The following is a 20,209-nucleotide window of genomic DNA, read 5'->3' as shown; positions in this document are numbered from 1 at the left end:
AGAAATAAAGAAGCACTGACCGGTGGCCGATCACGCACATAACCTGCGAATGACCGGCCACCGGTCTTTTGGTCCCGTCGGCGTGATCACGCGCGGCACCACCAACATCAACCGACTACGGCGCTGCGACCGCTGGGTGGCTGCCCACCCGCGCATCCAAGCACTACTACGCAACGCCGACCGCCCCCACGCCGTCGACGTTGGCTACGGCGCCAGCCACACCACCACCTGCGAATGGGCCGAGTGGCTCCGCACCATCCGCCCCGACATCGCCGTCACCGGCCTAGAAATCGCCCCCGAACGCGTCCTGCCGCCCCGCAACGGCGTCAACTTCGCCCTCGGCGGCTTCGAACTCGCCGGCCTCCAACCGCACCTAGTCCGCGCCTTCAACGTACTACGCCAATACGACGTCGCCGACGTCGAAGCAGCCTGGACCGAAATGCAAACCCACCTCGCACCCGGCGGCCTCATTATCGAAGGCACCTGCGACGAACTCGGCCGCCGCAGCACCTGGCTACTTATTGACGAACAAGGGCCCCAAACCCTCACCCTGGCCTGGGACCCCTTCGACGTAAACCGCCCCTCCGACCTAGCTGAACGCCTGCCAAAAGTCCTCATCCACTGCAACGTCCCCGGACAACCCATCCACGAGTTATTGCAAGCCGCCGATATGGCATGGGACCACAGTGCCGGCTGGGCACCACACGGGCCACGCGTGCGATGGCGCCAAGCAGTCGAGCAGCTACGCGCAAATGGATGGCCAATCGAACGCCAACACCGCCGATTCCGCGACAACTTCCTGACAATCGCATGGTCAGCAGTGGTGCCGGTGGCATGATCCGCGTTTTTGTTCTTAACTAGCAATGTGACTTTTAACAACGACCCATCGAAGCGTCCTTATGGTGCTCCGGACTGGCTAGGCACAACGCCACCGCCAGAAACTCCAAATCCGACCGAAGCTATGCCCAAGCAAGGGTTCGGACATGCTGGGTTCGGCCCCTCACAGGGAAACTATGGGCAACCAGGGCCACAGCAGCCGCCGCAATCGCAGCAGCCCCACGGGGTCGGCCCTGCACAACCCAACCGCAGCAACCACAACCGGCCGCCTGACCAGTACGATTCCCGGCCGCAGCCACCGAAGAAATCCCGCAGCATGCTGCCAGGCTGCCTAATCAGCATCCTGGTGGCCGTCGTGGTCATTCTTGGCGCCGCCGAATTCGGCACCCGATGGGTACTGAACTCCACTGTGAAACAGGCCATGGTTGAAACCGCGAAAACAGAAGGCGTAGACATCAACCGCGACGATGCGGAAGTGACCTTCGGCCGCAGCTCCGTCCTCCTCGGATTCACCCAACGTGAACTAGGCACCGTCAACGTGAAAACCCCATCCACGCTGAAGCTAGAGAACGACGCCCAAGGCACACCAAAAATGACGGGCACGCCGAAAATGGACATCAAGATTAAAGACCTCGGCATTAAAAACCTTGATGACCCAACCTTCGGCGAACTAGACCTCAACCTGCTGATGAGTGACCAGAACCTGCAGGACATGATGGTGGCCAGCGCCGCCGAATCCGACCTAGGGGCAGCCGGCAAACTCATCGAAGTGACCGATGTGACCAGCGACCAAGGCCAAGGCACCGTCGATGTCGAACTCACTGGCGGACTCGCCACCATCACCTTCAAACCGACAGTGAAAGACGGGCAACTGCTGATGGACGTCGAAAACGTTAACGTCGTCGGCATTTCTCTCGGCGAAGAAGTTGCCAAAGCCCTCGGTGACGAGTTCTCCAAGAATGCCGCCCAACTGAACAACGGGCTGAAGTTCACAGATGTGCAGGTCGAAAGCGGTCAGCTTGCCGTGAGCCTGCACGGCACCGACCTCACGCTCAGCCAGATACAGAGCTAGGGTCTGGAAGCGCCAACACCCCCACGCCCGCAGCCGCGTAATTCTCCGCGGCCTGCGGGTTTTTTGCTGCCACACCGGCAGTGCTGCCTGCCTGGCCGATAGTGCCACCTGTCTCGCCAACAGTGCTGCTTGCACCGCCTGCGCTGTCCACCCGAAGGCCAATACTCGGCGGCAACACCGCCTTGACCGCCGCACACAAAGCCACCGCAACATCTGCACCATCGCTGCGCAGCAACGTGATCCCATCCGCGCCAGCAGGCACCACAGATTGCACCGCAGCCGCCACCTGCCGAGCTGCCGCGTCGCCGTCACTTGGCAAACTCGCCACATCAACCCCTAACGTCAGCAACAACGGGCTTGGCACAGCTTGCCGCAACGTCACTGCCTCCGAAAGCAACGCCGTCGCATCACCCGCTGCCACCGCCGCCGGGTTCAACACCACCGTTACTTCCTGGGCCCCACTGTCCACGCTCAGCCGAGCCTCCGACGCTTTAACCAAGGTGTGGTGCGCCCCAGTTGGCCACCCCGCGACCGTCGAAATGGGAACTGCCGCACCAGTTTCGGCATGCAGCTGCGTGTGCAAACTATTCGCCACTGTCAGCATCGTCGGCAACACGCACACTGCCCGCGCATCCACCGCCGCCGCCAACGCGATGGCATCGCCAATCTGATCTGCGGTAGCGGTCGGGGTCAGCTCGCGAACGTCAAAAAGCAAAGTCATGCCTAAATGGTACGTTGCGCACCGTCTTGACTAGGATAAATCGCCATGACCGTTTCCCCACTCGCACAACCGCTAGCTGCACCGCAGGAACACCAGTACGTCCTGACGCTCGGCTGCCCAGACTCCACCGGCATCGTTGCCAAACTGTCCAACTTCCTCGCGGAAATCGGCGGCTGGATCACGGAAGCGCACTACTTCTCCGACGCGGAATCCGGCTGGTTCTTCACCCGCCAATCCATCCGCGCCGACGAACTCGGCATCTCCCTAGCCGAGCTACGCGAAGGCTTCGGCCAGCTCGCCGAAGAACTCGGCCCCAATGTCACCTGGAAAATCAGTGACACCAACGTCCTCAAACGCGGCGTCATCCTCGTCACCCGCGAAAGCCACTGCCTGCAGGACCTCCTCGGCCGCATCGCCCAAAACGACTACCCAATGGACGTTGCCTGCATCATCGGCAACCACCCAGACTTGGAACCCCTCGCCCGCGCGCACGGCGTACCATTCCACCACATCCCATTCCCAAAGGATGCCGTGGGCAAGCGCCGCGCCTTCGATGCGGTCGCCGAACTGGTCAATGCCGAAAACCCGGATGTCATTATCCTGGCGCGCTTCATGCAAATTCTGCCGCCTGACCTGTGCGAAATGTGGTCCGGCCGTGCCATCAACATCCACCACAGCTTCCTGCCATCGTTCATGGGCGCCCGCCCATACCACCAGGCGTACAAGCGTGGTGTGAAGCTCATCGGTGCAACCTGCCACTACGCCACCCAAGACCTCGACGACGGCCCAATCATTGAGCAGGACGTCATCCGGGTCTCCCACAAGGACACCCCGCAGGACATGGCCCGTCTAGGCCGCGACGCCGAGAAGCAGGTGCTTGCCCGCGGTGTGCGCTGGCACCTCGAAGACCGCGTGCAGGTCTACGGTAACCGCACCGTGGTGTTCAACTAGCGGCTACAGGCCGCCGGTGCCGTCCAGAATGTCACGGATCTGCGGCCGCACGTCGGTCCACCACAGGCCGATAAATACCGCACCGATAATTGGAATCATCAGGCTGATTTGGCCGAGCAGCGGAATGCCGATGCCGAACCCGGCAAGCACGCCCGTCCACGCCCACTTGCTCATCCGGTCGGCCACATCATAAGCGTCTGGCCGCGTCGCAGCGGCCATCACCGCGCCGATGAGGCCCAATAGCGCCACCATCAGCGTCAGCACGAATTCCAGGTAGACCGGACCTGTCATCGCGAATTGAATGATGCTCACTCAGTGTCCTCTTCTTTCTCAGGGGCAGTGTCCGCAGCACCAGTGTCGGCGTCAACGTCGCCGCCCTTATTCTCCTGATTCGCAGTGTAGTTGTCGTTGTTGTTGCGTCGGTTCATCAGCTCATCCGAGGCGACAAACAGCACCTGCTTCGCTAGGCGTGCCGCTTCGACGCCAACTTCCGCCCAGCTCCGCTTCATATGGTCAACCATCGCCTCGGTTGGCGGGTACGCAGTCCACTCAAAGTCCGACTCTTCTGCATAATCGGTATCCGCATAGTCACCGTAATCCGCGTCAAGGAAGTCCCGCGGATCAAAGTCCTCCGCCCAATCGTCATCGTCCTCGGTCGGCACATCGCCGACGAACCGTCGCCCCGCCAGTTCCTTATAGAGTGCTTCCGCCGACGTCCGGAAGGAATCGGCAAGGCCGCGAAGTTCACTGTTTTGAAGCTTTTTGACGAAACGATCCAGCCCCTCACCAGGGTCCATCCGATTCACGGCATTGCCGCCCTCAAGGCGCAGCTGCTCCTCCAGCTGGCTCATGGCCTTCTTGAAAGACTCTTTCGCCTCGCCCAAAGTGTCTGCCAGCGCAGCGCGACCAGCTTCCACCTCATCACGCTCCTCGGGCACCGTCATGTCAGAGAAAGTCCCGTCGTGCGCAGCTGCGTCAGCGTTCGGGGTGTCGTCACCGTCGTCCGTGACGACGGTGTAATCGTCAACAAGCCCATCGTTCCGGCCGGTAGGCTTGGCGCGGTTTTCTGGATTCAAACCGTTCTCATTGATGATGTCCACAATGCGGGCGCCGGTGCCGAGCCAGGCAGCCAGCGGCGTGCCGAAAAGGTCGAATGGTCCGAATTCGTTGCGTCCGTAGTTGTTTGACATGGCTTCTCCTCTGCGGAAATGAAACACGGGAATTAAACAAAAAGCAGTTCAGACAAGGTGTAAATCAATAGACCCGCAAGCGCCCCCACCACTGTGCCGTTCACGCGGATGAACTGCAGGTCGCGGCCAACCATCAACTCAATTTTGCTGGAAGCTTCCTGCGCGTCCCAACGTTCAACGGTGTCAGTGATCAAGGTCGTCACCTCCCCACCATAGTTACTTGCCAGGAACCTGACCGCCCCTTCCACACGGTCATCAATCCGCGCACGGAGCTCCGCGTCCGACTGCACGCGGTGCCCGAAATTACGCACCGCTTCCGTCAGCTTGGTGCGCAGCATCGAATCCGGCTGCTGGGCCTGCTCAATCAAACTGGCACTCGCCGAATCCCAAATCATGCCCGGCGCGTCCTGAGCCGCCTTCGACCCCAAGAAATCAGCCTTCAGCGACTCGACCCGCTCAATGGTCTTCGGGTCCGACTGCAGATCCTCCGCGAGCCTATCCAGCCACGCCCGCAGTGCCTGTCGAGCCTCGTGATTTGGGTCCGTCTTTACATGCCACGCCCAATCAACGAGCTCCCGGTGCGCACGCTCAGCAACAAACTCCTTCGCAAACTTCGGCGCCCACGACGGTGCCCGTTCCCCCATCACCCGGTCCAGCAGCCCACCAGCCCCCTGCGACTTGCGGTACAACCACTCCGACAATTCTTGGATAATCGGCTCCGTGCGGCCCTCCGCAATCAGCTGCTGCAGGATTCGACCAGCCGGCGGGCCCCATTCCGGTTCCGCAGCGCGGTCAATAATCGCGGCCTTAATCACCACTTCCGCGTCCTGCTTATTGACGGCAGCAAGGGCATTTGCCGTGAACCGACCAGCCTCGTGGGAGACTCGCTCAGCATTACCCGGAGTAGTCAGCCACGCACCACCCTTCTCCGCAACTTTGGCAGCGCGAATCTTCTCCACGATCAGTTCTGGGTTCAGGAAGTTCTCGCCGACGAACTCCGCCAACCCAGTACCAACGCGGTCCTTATTCTTCGGCAAAATCGCGGTGTGCGGAATCGGAATGCCCAACGGGTGCCGGAACAGCGCAGTCACCGCGAACCAGTCCGCCAAAGCACCGACCATGCCAGCCTCCGCCGCAGCGCGGACATAACCAATCCAGGCAGCAGGATGTTCTCCTTGGCCAGTCGCACGGACCTGCAAGAAACGGCAACCCAAATAGATCAGGGTAGCCAGCACCAATAGCCCGGTAGCGAAGAACTTTGCGCGGCGGAGCTCTTTCCGCTTGCGGAGCTCAGTTTCGGTCGACGGGCCACGGAACGTGCTCGAAGTTGGTGCAGAATTGACGGTCATTCTTCCATTATTGCGCTAAACGTCAGCCAAAGGGATTGTCAGCATATCTGCTGTAGGTGATCGGTATGCTTGGAGCATTTTTGATAATTCAGTTCAGAAAGAGGACGAGGCGTGCAGGCAATTGCTCCATATGACTCCATCACCGCGGCAGTCTTCGTACTTATTGCACTTTCGTTCATCAGCGCACTTATCGTTCTGACGCTGCGCAAGCACAGCAGCCCGTGGGCAGCACTCGGAGAGTTCGTCGTTATTTTGACGTTGCTCTTTGTTGGTCCAGTCTTCTACTTACTCTTCGGCGCTAAAGAGTCCCTGCATTAGCAAAGCTTTTGTGTTTGCCGAGCTTTTCGTTAACCGAATTGTCTTGCACCTTCTTGTGGATCACCAGTAGCAGGTAACCCGTTTGGCTACCTGCATTGTCCACGCATATCGCGAGCTATCAGCCCGCCGTACCCTTCCCTGGACCTTCTTCTGGGCGTTTTCCAGAGCTTTTGCCCGGCGTTTTAGGTTGAGTTCTCCGGAACGAAAACCCTTTAGTCTTTTCTCCCGGCTTGGGTGCTTTCATCGCCCCAGGCGGTGGCACATATCCTGGCGCTTGCCGCACGGTCGGCCCTGTATTGAATTCCGGCGGGTGGGCGCGGCCGTCTCCGTCGACGTAGATGCTGCCCGACCCGAAGTTTGTATCCGCCGTTCGCGGCGACATGTGCCGACGATATTTCGCACGCCTCGTGTCATCGTGTTGACTGTGATGCACTCGGCATAGCGGCACTAGGTTCTCAATATCGGTACGCCCGTCCATGAGGAACGGGAGAATATGGTGGATATCGCACTTATCCATCGGCTGGTCACACCCGGGGTGTTGGCAGCCGCCATCCAGAATCTGCAACGCAACCCGCTGGTGGAAGTCAGCTAGGCGCTGCGCACTGAAGAGCTGCAAATCAATAGGCGCAACACCCTCGGTAGTGTCAATCAGGCTAAGAAGCATATTTTGACTGACGCCTAGCCGCAGTAGCTGCGGACCATTAAGTGGAATGCCGACGTTGGTGTTGAACTTCCTGCTCCACCATGGATTAGACCCGTCTGCGGTCGGTGTGAAGTCAGCAGCGTCAGCGACCGCAACAATGCTTGCCAAACCACCACGGTTACCGTTATTCCCATTGAACGCGGCTAGTGCGTCCTTCAGAATCTTGGTGAGCGCGTCTGCGCTTAGCTGCCCAAAAGTGCGCTTGTCGTCGGCTGCTTCCACCGGAGTGCCATAACCGCTTTTTGCGTAGGCACCCATCAGCTTGGCAAGCATTACGGAGGATGCAGCATCTAGGGTTCCTCGGATAGTGCTGCATCCATCTTGGTCTGGCGCACTAATAAAAAGGTTGCGGCGTCTTTGGTCAGCAAAGATATCTTCGGGAGTTCGAATAGCGTCGTTGGACTCGTCGACCAGCTCCCTGACCCTCGCCTTCACTTCTGAGTGCGTCAGGTCGCCGATGTCGGCGTAGACCTTTTCCTTAATGTCCTCACCGGTCATCGGACCGTTCGGCATCAAGTTACGCAACTGATCACGGATAACCGCGCGGGCATATATATCCAACTCCCCACGGGCAGTAGCTGCCCTAGCGGCGACTGCGTTTTCTGCACGCTGACGCTGTAGCTGCGCTGAAAACTCCTGCTCGGCAGCTTGCTCTTCAGCCGTCAATGATTCCTGCTCTGGCGCATTCGCTTGACCGTCAGGGCTCAGGGAGGCATGCGTATTGTCCGGTTCGATGTCTCCATCAAGCTCGGCGGCCTTCACCCGTTCTTTCGCATCGCGGTAGCTGATTCCTAACCGGTCCACTAAAAACTTCGCCGTACTGCGAGTACCAGAATCGGCAACTCCAGCTGGCGTAAGTAGTGTGTGCACCAAGTGAAGGTCCACAATGTTGCGCAATCGCATGACATCTTCAAACTCTTGTGCGACTTCCATTAAGTCCCAAAAGTTCATTCCTTCTTCGCCATCGCCATTGGCAATGGCATCCACGAACGCTTCAAGATAATGCTTCAGTGCGGCGAGGTGGGCATAGCATGAAGACTGGTCAACGGCGTCGGGGCAACTCGGAAAGCTGATACTGCTCCCCTTCAACCGAGTTCCGTTCAGATAGACCTTCGACATGCTTCACCTCCTCTAGCCACAATCCCCACTATCGCTTACATGTTCGATATTAGCAGGCGCATCAGACTATTCATGTCACAAATAGAACACATGTTCCCCAACTATTGGAGGCTATAAGGTGTCGAAAGAGTGAAGCACCGTGAGGTAGAGGTTGAGGGCCTCGCGGAGCGCATCAGGAATGCCCCATAACGTCACAAAGCCCTATGTCCTTAAAAACAAAGAAACCTGGCTGCTCGAAAGCAACCAGGTTCCCTGGAGGTGTGCCGATGACTCGGCGGACAAACAACTAGCGCACAGTAGCCCTAGTGCATTTCAGCCATTGGGTTTTCCTTGCGGTACTTCTTCACGCCACGGCGGCCGAAAACGACCAGAACGTAACCGATAACCCACAGGGTCACTGCCAGTGCAGCGCCAACAATGAGGTAGGACATCCCGTTTTCCTGGGAGCCGAGTCGGCCCGATGCGAAACCGAAGATGCCAATGCCGGAAGCAGCAATGCCAACCAGCACCAGGAACATACCTACCCACAGGCTCGCGGTCTGCAGCGAAGAGTGAGGAGCATCGAGGCTCTGTGGGATGTAACCCTCGATGTATTCAGGCTTCGGGTGTTGCTTAACTTCAGTAGACATGGTGTTTCCTTAGTCGTCCTTGCCGCGGAAAGCAGCGCGGGCACGTTCCTTGGTGATTGCCGCAACAGCAGTCAATGGAATACCAGCTGGGCAAACGTCTGCACATTCACCATACAGCGAGCAGTGACCGAAGTTGGTCTCCATCTCGTCAACCATGTTGCGGGCACGACGGCCACGCTCTTCCTTGCCCATAGGCAGCAAGGAGAGGTGAGTCAGCTTCGCGCCGGTGAACAGGTGCGCTGCGCCGTTAGGGCAAGCAGCCACACACGCGCCACAACCGATGCACGCTGCGAAGTCCAGAGCCTTCTCAGCGGTCTCGTGGTTCACGTGCAGGGTGTCAGCGTCTGGGGCGGTACCGGCCATAACCGAAACGTAGCCACCCTTCTGCATGACCCGGTCCAGAGCAGAACGGTCCACAATCATGTCGCGCACAACTGGGTACGCAGCAGAGCGGAACGGCTCCAGCTTGAGCCGGTCGCCATCCTTGAAGGACACCAAACGCTGCTGGCAAGCAGGCTTGTTCTTGTCCGGACCGTGTGGACGGCCGTTAACCAAGATGCCACAGGTACCACAAATACCTTCGCGGCAGTCCGACTCGAAGTAGAACGGCTCCAGGCCTTCTTCAACGCGGTTGGCGTTGATGTAGTCCAGCAGTTCCAGGATGGACATCTGTGGCACAGCGTCGTCGATGTCGACAGATTCGAAGTGACCTTCAGTTTCTGGGCCAGACTGACGCCAGATTTCCAAATGCAGTTTCATTACTTGTAGTTCCTTGTCTGCAGAGGCACTGCTTCGAAGAAGAGCGGTTCAGCGTGGCGAATGAAGCCTGGCTTACGTTCCCAAGCCTGGGACTTGTCAGCTGGCTCCCATGCGGAGACGAAGCACCATTCTTCGTCATTACGTTTTGCTTCGCCGTCTTCGGAAAGGTGTTCGTCGCGGTAGTGCGCACCACAGGACTCGTCGCGGTCCAGTGCGTCCACGCACATGAGCTCGCCGAGGTCCAGGTAGTCCGCAACGCGGTTGGTGTACTCAAGCTGGGTGTTCAGTTCGTCCAAGCCACCGGTGACGCGGACGTTCTTCCAGAAGTCCTCGCGAATAGCGCGGATTTCTTCAATACCCTTTGCCAGGCCTTCAGCGTCACGAGCAACGCCGCAGTACTTGTACAGCACTTCACCGAGCTGGCGGTGGAAGTACTCAGCGCCGTGCTCACCGTTGATGCTCATCAGGTGCTGCAGGCGGGTGCGGATGCGGTCGATAGCTTCAAGAGCCTCTGGCGCATCTTCTGGCAGGCGCTCAGTGCCCAGCAGTGGGCCAAGGTAGTTCGGCACAGAGAACGGCAGGGTGAACCAACCGTCAACCGATGCGGACAGCAGCGAGTTTGCACCCAGACGGTTTGCGCCGTGGTAGGTCCAAGAAGCTTCGCCGGCGACGAACAGACCTGGGATGGAGGTCATCTCGTTGAAGTCCGACCACAGGCCACCCATGGTGAAGTGGCAAGTAGGGGCGATACGCATTGGCGTGGTGTATGGGTCCTCACCAATGGCCTCTTCGTACATCTGGAAGAGGTTCGAGTAACGCTCCTGGACGGTGTCCTTGCCCAGTTCGTTGATGGCGTCGCGGAAGTCCAGGTACACCGAGTTGTGCATCGGACCAACGCCCAAGCCAGCGTTAATCTGCTGGGAGTTCGCACGGGACGCAATGTCACGTGGCACCAAGTTACCGAATGCTGGGTAACGGCGTTCCAGGAAGTAGTCGCGCTCGTCCTCAGGGATGGTGTTCGGGTCGCGGTCGTCCTTTTCCTTCTTAGGAGACCAAATACGACCGTCGTTACGCAGCGACTCCGACATCAGAATCGTCTTCGACTGCCAGGTCGAGTTCACCGGCAGACCAGTTGGGTGGAACTGAACGAAGGAAGGCGATGCCAGGTAAGCACCACGCTCGTACGCACGCATAATGGCCGACGCGTTCGAGTTCACCGCCAAGGTGGACATGTGGTACACGTTGCCGTAACCACCGGTCGCCAGAATGACAGCGTGCGCGGTGTGGGCGGTCAGCTCACCGGTGATCAGGTTGCGGAAAACCGCACCCTGGCAACGGCCGTCAGCGACGATGAGGTCGACCAGCTCGTTACGGGTGAACATTTCCACCGAGCCCAGACCAACCTGGCGCTGCAGTGCGGACGCTGCCGACAGCTGCAGCTGCTGGCCTGTTTGGCCACGGGTGTAGTAGGTACGGGAGACCTGCACACCACCGAAGGAACGGGTAGCCAGGGTGCCGCCGTATTCGCGAGCGAATGGCGCACCAATAGCGTTCATGTGGTCGATAACGCGGACCGACTCAATCGCCAAGCGGTAGCAGTCCTGTTCACGGGAACGGAAGTCGCCACCCTTAACGGTGTCCTTAACCAGACGCAGAGTGCCGTCGTTGTCCACCTTCTTACCGCGAGCGGAGTTCACACCACCCTGCGCAGCAATGGAGTGCGCACGGCGTGGAGCATCGTGGTAGGTGAAGGCCTTCACGTCGTAGCCGAGCTCGCCGAGGGCGGCGGCTGCACCAGCACCGGACAGGCCGGTACCGACGACGAGAATGCGGAATTTCTTACGGTTCAGCGGGGAGACCAAGTTGTAGTGGTCGCGCTGGTAGGTCCATGCTTCAGCGGAAGGGACGTTTGGCAGGTCAGCGTTCAGAACGGTGCCTGGCTTCACGTCAGCAACAACACTTGCTGGATGGACGAAAGCTGGGTGCTCCATGGTGGAGTTCTCAGTAGTCATTTAAGTATTCCCTTTCGACCTTAAAGGCTGAGCCAACCGAATTGGACGGCAAGTGGGATCGAGATGTTGCCTGCAACAACCAGGACTGGGACCAGGCCGGCCAGGAACAGCATGACCTGGCGCCAGCGCTTGCCGGTGATGCCGAAGTCAGAGGTTGCCAGCCAGATGCCGTGCGACAGGTGCAGCAGCAGCGCCAGGTTCGCCAGGATGTAGACGATTGCAACCCACAGGCGATCGAAGGAAGAAATCAGGTTTGCGTATGCTTCGCCGTGCTCAAACACAGCAGATGCAGCCGGTTCAACACCAATGGTCAGGTCCAGCAGGTGGAAGATAATGAACAGCAGCAGGATAACGCCGGTGATCAGCATCGACCGAGTGGTAAAGGTGTTCCAGCCACTAACCAGGTTGGTGCGGCGGAACTTACCACGGGACTGGCTCGAACGGCCGGTCAGCGCCAGTGCGCCATAAACGTGGATAATCAGGGAAGCCAGCAGGGTGATACGGAAAATCCACAGCATGCCTTCGCGTGGCAGCAGTGGTTCACCCACGGTCCGCAGGAATTCGGCGTACGCATTGAAGTGCTCTGCACCCATGTACACCTTCAAGTTGCCCACCATGTGGACAATGACGAAAAGCGCAAAAATCAGGCCGGTTACGGCCATCGCGAGCTTCAGCGCCCACGAAGGAAACTTTGGCCGCTCACGCAGCGGCGCTTCAGTAATCTTGCCGTGAGCGATTGCATCACGGTTTGTTTTAACAGTCATGGCACCTCCAGTGTCTCCATTACCTTACGACCGATTGGGGTGTCGAAACTACTTAGACCGCGCGGGGGTAGTCACACAATCTGCTGAACTGGGATTCTTATATACCCAGGTGGGGGGTAAGCGGTATCTGAGAAACACAGCGAAGGCGGATAGGCCACACAGTTTGGGGCTGTGTGGCCTATCCGCCTGCGTCAGGTCGCCATGAAAATGGTCACTTTAAAACGATGGTAATTGGGTCCTTATCGACGATCACTTCGCGGTCTCCCACCAAAATTGGTCCCACTCTGTGGTCGCCCTCCTCCACCACCAGTTCCACGGCGGTCCGGCGCACCGTCACGCGGATGCGGTTGCCGTGGATGGTGACGCGGTACACCAGGCTGTCCCATTCCTCCGGCAGGCATGGGTTGATGGTGAAGTTGCCGTTGTAGTCTCGGAATCCACCGAAGCCGTATACCAGCGACTGCCACACCCCACCGGCCGATGCCACGTGCACGCCGTCGGCAGCATTCTTGTGCAGGTTCGCCAAGTCCACGAACAGACCGCGAAGGAAGAAGTCCATCGCCTTTTGTTCATATCCCAACTCTGCCGCCACAATCGACTGCACCACGGCCGACAGCGAAGAATCACCCGTCGTCAGTGGGTCGTAGTAGTCGTAGTCGGCACGCTTTTCCTCCGCGCTGAACTGGTCGCCCCGCAAAAATAGGGCCAGTACCACGTCCGCCTGCTTTAGTACTTGGTGACGATAAATGGTCAGCGGGTGGTAGTACAGCAACAATGGCCGCTTTGGTCCGACTTCTGGGTCATCGTACTTCCAGTGCTCTCGGTCCAAGAATTCGTCATCTTGCGGGTGAATGCCGTGCTTCTCCGAAAATGGGATGTTCATCTTTTCGGCGGCTTCCCGCCAACCGGCGACTTCCCCATCTTCAATGCCGTACTTTTCCACCAATGCCTGCAAGTCAGCTGGCCGATCCTCACCCATCTGGCGGATCATCTCAGCAGCAATATACAGGTTGTACTGCGCCATCAGGTTGGTGTACAGGTTGTTGTTCACCACCGTGGTGTACTCATCCGGCCCAGTAACCGAGTGGATAGAAAACACACTGCGGTCACGATTAAAGAAGCCAAGCGACATCCAGAATCGGGCGGTGTCCACCAAAATGTCGGCGCCTTCATCCAGCAGGAAGTCAATATCACCGCTGGCGTACACGTACTTCATCAGCGCGTATACCACTGCTGCATCAATGTGGTACTGGGCAGTACCTGCTGCGTAGTAGGCAGAGGACTCCCAGCCAGAAATGGTGCGCCATGGGAAAAGAGCACCATTATGGCTGAGTTCTTCCGCACGCTCCCGCGCTGCTGGCAACATGTCATAGCGGAACCGAAGCGCATTGCGCGCATAGTTCGGGTTCGTGTAGCTCAAAAACGGCATGACATATATTTCAGTGTCCCAGAAATAGTGGCCGCTATATCCTGACCCCGTCATTCCCTTCGCTGGGATACCGCTCTTCTCGGCGCGTGCCGACGCCTGCAACAGTTGCCACAGATTCCAGCGCACTGCCTGCTGCAGCTCTGGCTGGTTCACAATCTCGACGTCACTGCGCTGCCAGAAGCGCTCCAGGAATTCGCCTTGCTCTTCGTACAGTTCCGCAAAGCCCATCCCTTCCGCGCGTTCAATCGTTTGGTCGCAGCGGAACATCAGCTCTTCTGGGCGTACATCCCGAGACGAGTGGTAGGAAACGTACTTCTCCAACCGGATTTTGGTGCCCTTTGGTGCCTGCAGTCGGTATTTCACCGAGGCCTTATCCCCGGACACTATTTCATGCACCCGCACCTTTGGCGCTTCTTCACCATCCGGCACGATGACCGTCAGCTGATTAGACATTGCGCACGCCAGCGTCATGCCCGAATGCGCGGTTTGGTACCCCAGCGTTGCGCTGCCTTCGCGCGGATTCTCCTGCAACCGCGGAATGAGCACGCGCTCTTCAATCTTTTCGGCACGCCGCGGGTCCATTTCCGCATCGACGGCACTAACCGCTGCTGATTTGAAGTCCTGGAATTCATCTTCACCGTCTTGGCGGTTCAAAATATCCGAAGACAGAATCACACCGGCTTCAGCGTCCAGCAGTTCCAGTTCCAAGCAGGCCAGCATCAGGTGCTTTTGTTCAAAGGACACCATCCGCTCAGTATTAATGCGGATATTCTTCCCGCCCGGCGTAATCCAGTGCATCCGTCGGCGCAGCACACCATCCCGGAAGTCGAGCGACCGCTCATAGTCTTCGATTTCCGCCGAACCGAGCCGCAGTGGCTCGTCATCGATGTACAACCGAATAGTTTTCGCATCCGGCGCATTAACAATGGTCTGTCCCCAGCGCGCCAAACCGAAGGCGTCTTCAGCATGTCGAATCGGCCAGGATTCGTGGAAGCCGTTGATATACGTGCCGTGCTCATACGAGTCGCGGCCTTCCACGGGGTTTGCCCGCACACCGATATAGCCGTTGGACAGCGCAAATAGCGTCTCCGACAGCCCGAGTGGCATCTTTTGTGGCTCGGTTTCCACCAGCCGCCATTCGTCAATCGGGTTGTTCTGACGGTCCATCAGGCCGCGCGGTGAAATCAGGTTGTGGTGGACGTCAGCACGGGTGGCTGGGTGCGGCCGGTGCCGAAGTTTTCGCGAAACTGCCATCTACACCAACTCCTGCAAATCGTTGACCACGATGGTTGCACCTGCAGCGAGCATTTCTTCGCGACCTGCGCCACGGTTCACGCCAATCACGGCCGCAAATTTTCCAGCTGCCGCTGCTTGCACACCGGAAATAGCATCTTCCACCACGACACATTCTTCTGGCTTCAGTTCCAGCTGGTCAGCGGCGTAGCAGAAAGTATCCGGCGCCGGTTTGCCCGGCAACCCGAGTTCTTGGGCCACCAAACCGTCAACAAGCAATGGGAACCGGTCAGCAATGCCGGCGGCTTCCAATACTGGCCCTGCGTTCTTTGACGAAGACACCACAGCTAGTTGCGGGCCGCCCTCCGACGCAGGGGTCAGGGAATCCAAGAAGGCGATGGAACCTGGGTACGGGTCGATTCCGTCGAAAAGCAGGTCGAGGAACATATCGTTCTTCCGAACACCCAGGCCAACAATGGTTTCATCATTGGCCGTGTCATCGGCATCGCCGTGCGGCAAGCTGAGGTTGCGGGACTTCAGCAACGCAGCAATTCCTTCATCACGGCGGCGACCATCCAGGTACGTGAAGTAGTCCTGCGGCCGGTAGGGCGTCACATCCTTTTTAGCCAGGTAAGCACTGAACATCTCTGCCCACGCCCGCTGATGCATTTCAGCAGTCGGGGTGAGTACGCCGTCCAGGTCGAATAGCACGGCTCGATAGTTATTGACGTTCACAGGTCGAATCCTTTCGTCCTTGCCCTAGGAGGTACTAACCACAGTAATGAAGTAGTCCGGTTCTGGCTGTGGGAAAGGATGAAGGAAGGTTGGGAACGGCAAAGCACCCGCCGCCAGCGAAGGTGTGAGGTTCGCTAGTAACGGGTGCTTATTGACGGAAGCGGGACCTTAGTTCTGGTCGATGCCTTCGCGCTTCTTGAACTCCAAACGAGCTGCGTGCAGCAGTGGTTCGGTGTAACCAGAAGGCTGCTCAGTGCCCTTGAAGATGAGGTCCTTAGCTGCCTGGAAACCGATCGACTTGTCGAAGTCTGCGGCCATTGGCAGGTAAGCAGCGTCGCCCTCGTTCTGGCGGTCGACAACCTCAGCCATGCGCTTGAGGGAGTCCATGACCTGTTCCTCGGTGATGACACCGTGGACCAGCCAGTTAGCCAGGGTCTGGGAAGAAATACGCAGGGTTGCGCGGTCTTCCATCAGGTCAACATCGTTGATGTCTGGAACCTTGGAGCAACCGACGCCCTGTTCCACCCAGCGGACAACGTAGCCCAAGATGGACTGGCAGTTGTTGTCCAGTTCGTTCTGACGCTCTTCCTCAGACCAGTCAGCGCCTGGTTCGCCCACCTTCGTGGCAGCCACTGGGATGGTCAGCAGGTCGGTGAAGGTGTCGCGACGGCCATCGACCATCAGCTTGTCCTGAACGCCGAAGACGTCTACCTCGTGGTAGTGGGTCGCGTGCAGCACGCCACCGGTTGGGGACGGAACCCATGCGGTGGAAGCGCCCTGCTTAGGCTGGCCGATCTTCTGCTCCAGCAGTTCAGCCATCTGCTCGGTCATGGCCCACATGCCCTTACCGATCTGAGCCTTGCCCTGCAGGCCGTGTGCCAGACCAGCGTCGACGTTGTTGTCTTCGTATGCCAGCATCCATGGGGCGGTCTTCTGGACTGCCTTGCGGAACATTGGGCCCGCCTGGATGGAGGTGTGGATTTCATCGCCGGTGCGGTCCATGAAGCCGGTGTTAATGAACACGACGCGCTCGGAGACTTCCTTGATGCAGGCGTCCAGGTTCACGGAGGTGCGGCGCTCTTCGTCCATGAGGCCGACCTTCATGGTGTTGCGGTCCAGGCCCAGCAGGTCTTCGACGTCACCGAACAGGGTGTTGGTGAAAGCAACTTCTTCAGGACCGTGCTGCTTTGGCTTCACAATGTAGATGGAGCCGGTGCGGGAGTTCTTGCGTGGGTTGTTCTGGTCCAGACCTGGGATTGCACAGATCGGGGTGATGACGGCATCCATGATGCCTTCGAAGATTTCTTCACCGTTGCGGTCCAGGATGGCTGGGTTCTGCATCAGGTGACCGACGTTACGGACCAAGTTCAGGGAACGGCCGTGCAGGGTGACTTCGTTGCCATCCAGGTCAGTGTAGGTGCGGTCATCGTTGATGGAGCGGGTCAGAGTCTTGTCGCCGCGCTGGAACTCGATGTGCAGGTCACCGACGTTCAGGCCGAGCCAGTTGGTGTAGCCCAGGGTCTTGTCGGCTGCGTCGACTGCCGCAACGGAGTCTTCCAGGTCCATGATGTTGGTGACGGCAGCTTCCAGGATGATGTCCTTGACGCCGGCCTTGTCGGTAGAACCAACTGGGGATTCTGGGTCGATCAGCAGCTGGATGTGCAGACCGTTGTTCTTGAAGTAGAGGGAGTCTGGGGTGGCAATGTCGCCGGTGTAGCCCACCAGAGCCTTTGGTTCGCGCAAGCCGGTTTCAGTGTCGCCGATGGTTGCCTTCAGCGCGCCGTCAACGATGGCGTACTTGGTGACGTCTGCGTGGCTGCCTTCCAGCAGTGGCAGTGCCTTGTCCAGGAAGTTACGACCCCAGGCAATAACCCGGTCGCCGCGCACCTTGTTGTAGCCCTTGACGTTCTTTTCAGCGCCGCCGTCTTCAGGGATGGCGTTGGTGCCGTACAGAGCATCGTAGAGGGAGCCCCAACGTGCGTTTGCAGCGTTAATGGCAAAGCGTGCGTTCAGCACTGGGACAACCAGCTGTGGACCAGCGGTGGAAGTAATTTCGGTGTCCACGTTGGCGGTGGAAACCTGGAAGTCACCTGGGTTTTCCACCAGGTAGCCGATTTCCTTCAGGAAGGCGATGTACTCGTCCTGCTCAGGCACACCTGGGTTGGCGCGGTACCAGTCATCGAGCTTTGCCTGGAGTTCGTCACGCTTAGCCAGCAGTTCCTTGTTACGTGGGGTGTGCTTTTCGACGAGGTCGCCGAAGCCCTGCCAGAATGCTTCCTTGTCTTCGATGCCCGCTGCTGGAAGTGCGGTGTCGTTGACGAAGTCGTACAGAACCTTGGCGACCTGCATGCCGCCGGCTGAAATGCGCTCGGTCATGGTGCTCCTATTCGTTACTTCTTTTAGCAATAAACGCGGTGCGTAGGTTGGCGCAGTCTCACATTCAGAGAAAAGCAGGACCAAGGGTCGCTAATGCCAACAAGCGCCGCCGCTGGCACCTAGCTTATGTGATCCAGCCAACGCCCTTCCATGTTTTTGGACACAGCGCACTTTTTCCTCCCCCCTCCCCCAATTCTTTCAACGTGAATACAAAAACTACATTCTGACCTGCAGGAATCAGTTTTTTAGTTCTATTGTTGTAATCCCGCAGTACAGTGGCACCTTTTTGAAATGGGGGTAGCCGACTTGGCAAGAATTTATTTGCAACCTTTACAAACTAACGGGGGTGATCCCGCGGAAATTCACAACTGCCTGACGCTTGACGTGCCCTTTTCGGTACAGCACAATGTGATTTACGGAACGGATGCCAGTTACGCAACGCTCAAGTAATTGGGTATAGGGATCTGCATCACGTTTAGCCGTGGTTTACCGCCTACCTCACGCCTCAGTAAGGTAGTTACCGGACACATATTAAGTTCACGCACTTTAGGAGTGACAAGCATGTCGAACGTTGGACAGGCACGTACCGCCGCAGAAATCCAGAAGGACTGGGACGAGAACCCACGCTGGGCACAGGTCAAGCGCGACTACACCGCAGAGCAGGTTGCTGAGCTGCAGGGTAACGTCATCGAAGAGCACACCCTTGCTCGTCGCGGCGCTGAAATCCTGTGGGAAGGCGTCAACGTCAAGGACGAAAGCTACATCAACGCACTGGGTGCCCTGACCGGTAACATGGCTGTCCAGCAGGTCCGCGCTGGCCTGAAGGCTGTTTACCTGTCCGGTTGGCAGGTCGCTGGTGACGCTAACCTCTCCGGCCACACCTACCCAGACCAGTCCCTGTACCCAGCAAACTCGGTGCCAGCTGTTGTTCGCCGCATCAACAACGCACTGCTGCGCGCTGACGAAATCTCCCGTGTCGAGGGCGACACCTCCGTCGACAACTGGCTGGTCCCAATCGTGGCCGACGGTGAAGCTGGCTTCGGTGGCGCACTGAACGTTTACGAACTGCAGAAGGCCATGATTCAGGCTGGCGCTGCTGGTACCCACTGGGAAGACCAGCTCGCTTCCGAAAAGAAGTGTGGCCACCTGGGCGGCAAGGTTCTGATTCCTACCCAGCAGCACATCCGTACCCTGAACTCTGCACGTCTGGCAGCTGACGTTGCTAACACCCCAACCGTCGTTATTGCACGTACCGACGCCGAGGCAGCAACCCTGATCACCTCCGACGTTGACGACCGCGACAAGAAGTTCATCACCGGTGAGCGCACCGCTGAGGGCTACTACCACGTTCAGCCAGGCCTGGAGCCTTGCATCGACCGTGCAAAGTCCTACGCTCCATACGCTGACCTGATCTGGATGGAGACCGGTACCCCTGACCTGGCTCTGGCTAAGAAGTTCGCTGAAGGCGTTCGCTCTGAGTTCCCAGACCAGCTGTTGTCCTACAACTGCTCCCCATCCTTCAACTGGTCCGCTCACCTGGAAGCTGACGAAATCGCTAAGTTCCAGAAGGAACTGGGCGCAATGGGCTTCAAGTTCCAGTTCATCACCCTGGCTGGCTTCCACGCTCTGAACTACGGCATGTTCGACCTGGCTTACGGCTACGCTCGCGAGGGCATGACCGCATTCGTCGACCTGCAGAACCGTGAGTTCAAGGCTGCTGAAGAGCGCGGCTTCACCGCTGTTAAGCACCAGCGCGAGGTCGGTGCCGGCTACTTCGACACCATTGCAACCACCGTTGACCCTAACTCCTCCACCACCGCTCTGAAGGGCTCCACCGAGGAAGGCCAGTTCTAAGGTTCACTCCTTGAACTGCCACTAGGTAAACCTAGGTTTTAAAGGCCGCTGTCTCCCGTTCGGGAGGCGGCGGCCTTTTGCGTAGTAAATTCTTCGCAAATTTCACCAATTTTCTGAAATTCCCAGCTATCTAGGTGAACTTTGCCTAAAATCGCGTT

The 20,209-nt window shown here is 58.2% G+C and carries 17 protein-coding genes; 5 read left to right on the top strand and 12 right to left on the bottom strand.

Annotation, left to right across the window (positions count from 1 at the left end; all coding sequences use genetic code 11):
• Nucleotides 1-22: 22 nt before the first annotated feature.
• Together A3EC_RS0100490 and A3EC_RS0100485 are read left to right on the top strand one after the other, a co-directional pair.
• Entirely contained in the window at nt 23-838 is an 816-nt protein-coding gene (locus A3EC_RS0100490) for a class I SAM-dependent methyltransferase (RefSeq protein WP_018023193.1), read from the top strand.
• A gap of 27 nt (nt 839-865) precedes the next feature.
• A complete protein-coding gene (locus tag A3EC_RS0100485) occupies nt 866-1,909 on the top strand; it encodes a hypothetical protein (protein WP_156812786.1) in 1,044 nt (347 codons plus the stop codon).
• Here A3EC_RS0100485 and A3EC_RS12235 read toward each other — a convergent pair.
• On the bottom strand, nt 1,890-2,630 hold the full coding sequence (locus A3EC_RS12235) for a hypothetical protein (protein WP_018023191.1): 741 nt from the start codon (nt 2,628-2,630) through the stop codon (nt 1,890-1,892). The two genes, A3EC_RS0100485 and A3EC_RS12235, sit on opposite strands and share 20 nt — an antisense overlap.
• A gap of 45 nt (nt 2,631-2,675) precedes the next feature.
• Between A3EC_RS12235 and purU the strand changes: the two genes are divergently transcribed.
• Nucleotides 2,676-3,581 (top strand): formyltetrahydrofolate deformylase, encoded by a 906-nt coding sequence (purU, locus tag A3EC_RS0100475; protein ID WP_018023190.1) that lies wholly within the window; start codon nt 2,676-2,678, stop codon nt 3,579-3,581.
• Between the two features lie 3 nt (nt 3,582-3,584).
• On the opposite strand, the gene A3EC_RS0100470 is transcribed toward purU, so the two are convergent.
• The 3 genes from A3EC_RS0100470 to A3EC_RS0100460 are packed head-to-tail and all read right to left on the bottom strand — an operon-like array spanning nt 3,585 to nt 6,120.
• Entirely contained in the window at nt 3,585-3,893 is a 309-nt protein-coding gene (locus tag A3EC_RS0100470; RefSeq protein WP_018023189.1) for a DUF2516 family protein, read from the bottom strand.
• On the bottom strand, nt 3,890-4,771 hold the full coding sequence (locus A3EC_RS0100465) for a hypothetical protein (protein WP_018023188.1): 882 nt from the start codon (nt 4,769-4,771) through the stop codon (nt 3,890-3,892). The genes A3EC_RS0100470 and A3EC_RS0100465 overlap by 4 nt, the downstream gene beginning before the upstream one ends.
• 32 nt (nt 4,772-4,803) lie before the next feature.
• A complete protein-coding gene (locus A3EC_RS0100460) occupies nt 4,804-6,120 on the bottom strand; it encodes a DUF445 domain-containing protein (protein WP_018023187.1) in 1,317 nt (438 codons plus the stop codon).
• 111 nt (nt 6,121-6,231) lie between these two features.
• On the opposite strand from A3EC_RS0100460, the gene A3EC_RS0100455 reads away from it, so the two are divergent.
• Entirely contained in the window at nt 6,232-6,438 is a 207-nt protein-coding gene (locus tag A3EC_RS0100455; RefSeq protein ID WP_018023186.1) for a hypothetical protein, read from the top strand.
• A 118-nt stretch (nt 6,439-6,556) separates the two neighbouring features.
• On the opposite strand, the gene A3EC_RS0100450 is transcribed toward A3EC_RS0100455, so the two are convergent.
• From A3EC_RS0100450 to A3EC_RS0100415, 8 genes are all read right to left on the bottom strand, one after another.
• Entirely contained in the window at nt 6,557-8,128 is a 1,572-nt protein-coding gene (locus tag A3EC_RS0100450; RefSeq protein ID WP_245532911.1) for an HNH endonuclease signature motif containing protein, read from the bottom strand.
• Nucleotides 8,129-8,562: 434 nt separating this feature from the next.
• Complete coding sequence (locus tag A3EC_RS0100445) at nt 8,563-8,889, bottom strand: hypothetical protein (protein WP_018023184.1); 327 nt, start codon at nt 8,887-8,889, stop codon at nt 8,563-8,565.
• Between the two features lie 9 nt (nt 8,890-8,898).
• The gene (locus tag A3EC_RS0100440; protein ID WP_018023183.1) at nt 8,899-9,648 is read right to left on the bottom strand and encodes a succinate dehydrogenase/fumarate reductase iron-sulfur subunit; all 750 of its coding nucleotides are present in this window, start codon (nt 9,646-9,648) and stop codon (nt 8,899-8,901) included.
• Nucleotides 9,648-11,660 carry a fumarate reductase/succinate dehydrogenase flavoprotein subunit gene (locus A3EC_RS0100435; protein WP_018023182.1) on the bottom strand — a complete coding sequence of 671 codons (2,013 nt, stop codon included), beginning with the start codon at nt 11,658-11,660 and terminating at the stop codon, nt 9,648-9,650. The genes A3EC_RS0100440 and A3EC_RS0100435 overlap by 1 nt, the downstream gene beginning before the upstream one ends.
• A gap of 20 nt (nt 11,661-11,680) precedes the next feature.
• A complete protein-coding gene (locus tag A3EC_RS0100430) occupies nt 11,681-12,424 on the bottom strand; it encodes a succinate dehydrogenase cytochrome b subunit (protein WP_018023181.1) in 744 nt (247 codons plus the stop codon).
• 211 nt (nt 12,425-12,635) lie between these two features.
• Entirely contained in the window at nt 12,636-15,107 is a 2,472-nt protein-coding gene (locus A3EC_RS0100425) for a glycoside hydrolase family 65 protein (RefSeq protein WP_018023180.1), read from the bottom strand.
• On the bottom strand, nt 15,108-15,821 hold the full coding sequence (locus tag A3EC_RS0100420) for an HAD family hydrolase (protein WP_018023179.1): 714 nt from the start codon (nt 15,819-15,821) through the stop codon (nt 15,108-15,110).
• Nucleotides 15,822-15,989: 168 nt separating this feature from the next.
• A complete protein-coding gene (locus A3EC_RS0100415) occupies nt 15,990-18,197 on the bottom strand; it encodes a malate synthase G (protein WP_018023178.1) in 2,208 nt (735 codons plus the stop codon).
• 561 nt (nt 18,198-18,758) lie between these two features.
• Here A3EC_RS0100415 and aceA point away from each other — a divergent pair.
• On the top strand, nt 18,759-20,051 hold the full coding sequence (aceA, locus tag A3EC_RS0100410; RefSeq protein ID WP_018023177.1) for an isocitrate lyase: 1,293 nt from the start codon (nt 18,759-18,761) through the stop codon (nt 20,049-20,051).
• Nucleotides 20,052-20,209 lie beyond the last annotated feature (158 nt).

Origin of the sequence: Corynebacterium ulceribovis DSM 45146 (assembly GCF_000372445.1) — a bacterium.
In the GTDB taxonomy this organism is placed as follows: Bacteria; Actinomycetota; Actinomycetes; order Mycobacteriales; family Mycobacteriaceae; genus Corynebacterium; species Corynebacterium ulceribovis.
This window is presented reverse-complemented; position numbering and strand designations above follow the sequence as displayed.

Coding starts and splice junctions, on each gene's coding strand:
- A3EC_RS12235 (WP_018023191.1), bottom strand. CDS start 2,630: ATGACTTTGCTTTTTGACGTTCGCGAGCTGACCCCGACCGCTACCGCA.
- purU (WP_018023190.1), top strand. CDS start 2,676: ATGACCGTTTCCCCACTCGCACAACCGCTAGCTGCACCGCAGGAACAC.
- A3EC_RS0100465 (WP_018023188.1), bottom strand. CDS start 4,771: ATGTCAAACAACTACGGACGCAACGAATTCGGACCATTCGACCTTTTC.
- A3EC_RS0100460 (WP_018023187.1), bottom strand. CDS start 6,120: ATGACCGTCAATTCTGCACCAACTTCGAGCACGTTCCGTGGCCCGTCG.
- A3EC_RS0100445 (WP_018023184.1), bottom strand. CDS start 8,889: ATGTCTACTGAAGTTAAGCAACACCCGAAGCCTGAATACATCGAGGGT.
- A3EC_RS0100440 (WP_018023183.1), bottom strand. CDS start 9,648: ATGAAACTGCATTTGGAAATCTGGCGTCAGTCTGGCCCAGAAACTGAA.
- A3EC_RS0100435 (WP_018023182.1), bottom strand. CDS start 11,660: ATGACTACTGAGAACTCCACCATGGAGCACCCAGCTTTCGTCCATCCA.
- A3EC_RS0100430 (WP_018023181.1), bottom strand. CDS start 12,424: ATGACTGTTAAAACAAACCGTGATGCAATCGCTCACGGCAAGATTACT.
- A3EC_RS0100425 (WP_018023180.1), bottom strand. CDS start 15,107: ATGGCAGTTTCGCGAAAACTTCGGCACCGGCCGCACCCAGCCACCCGT.
- A3EC_RS0100415 (WP_018023178.1), bottom strand. CDS start 18,197: ATGACCGAGCGCATTTCAGCCGGCGGCATGCAGGTCGCCAAGGTTCTG.
- aceA (WP_018023177.1), top strand. CDS start 18,759: ATGTCGAACGTTGGACAGGCACGTACCGCCGCAGAAATCCAGAAGGAC.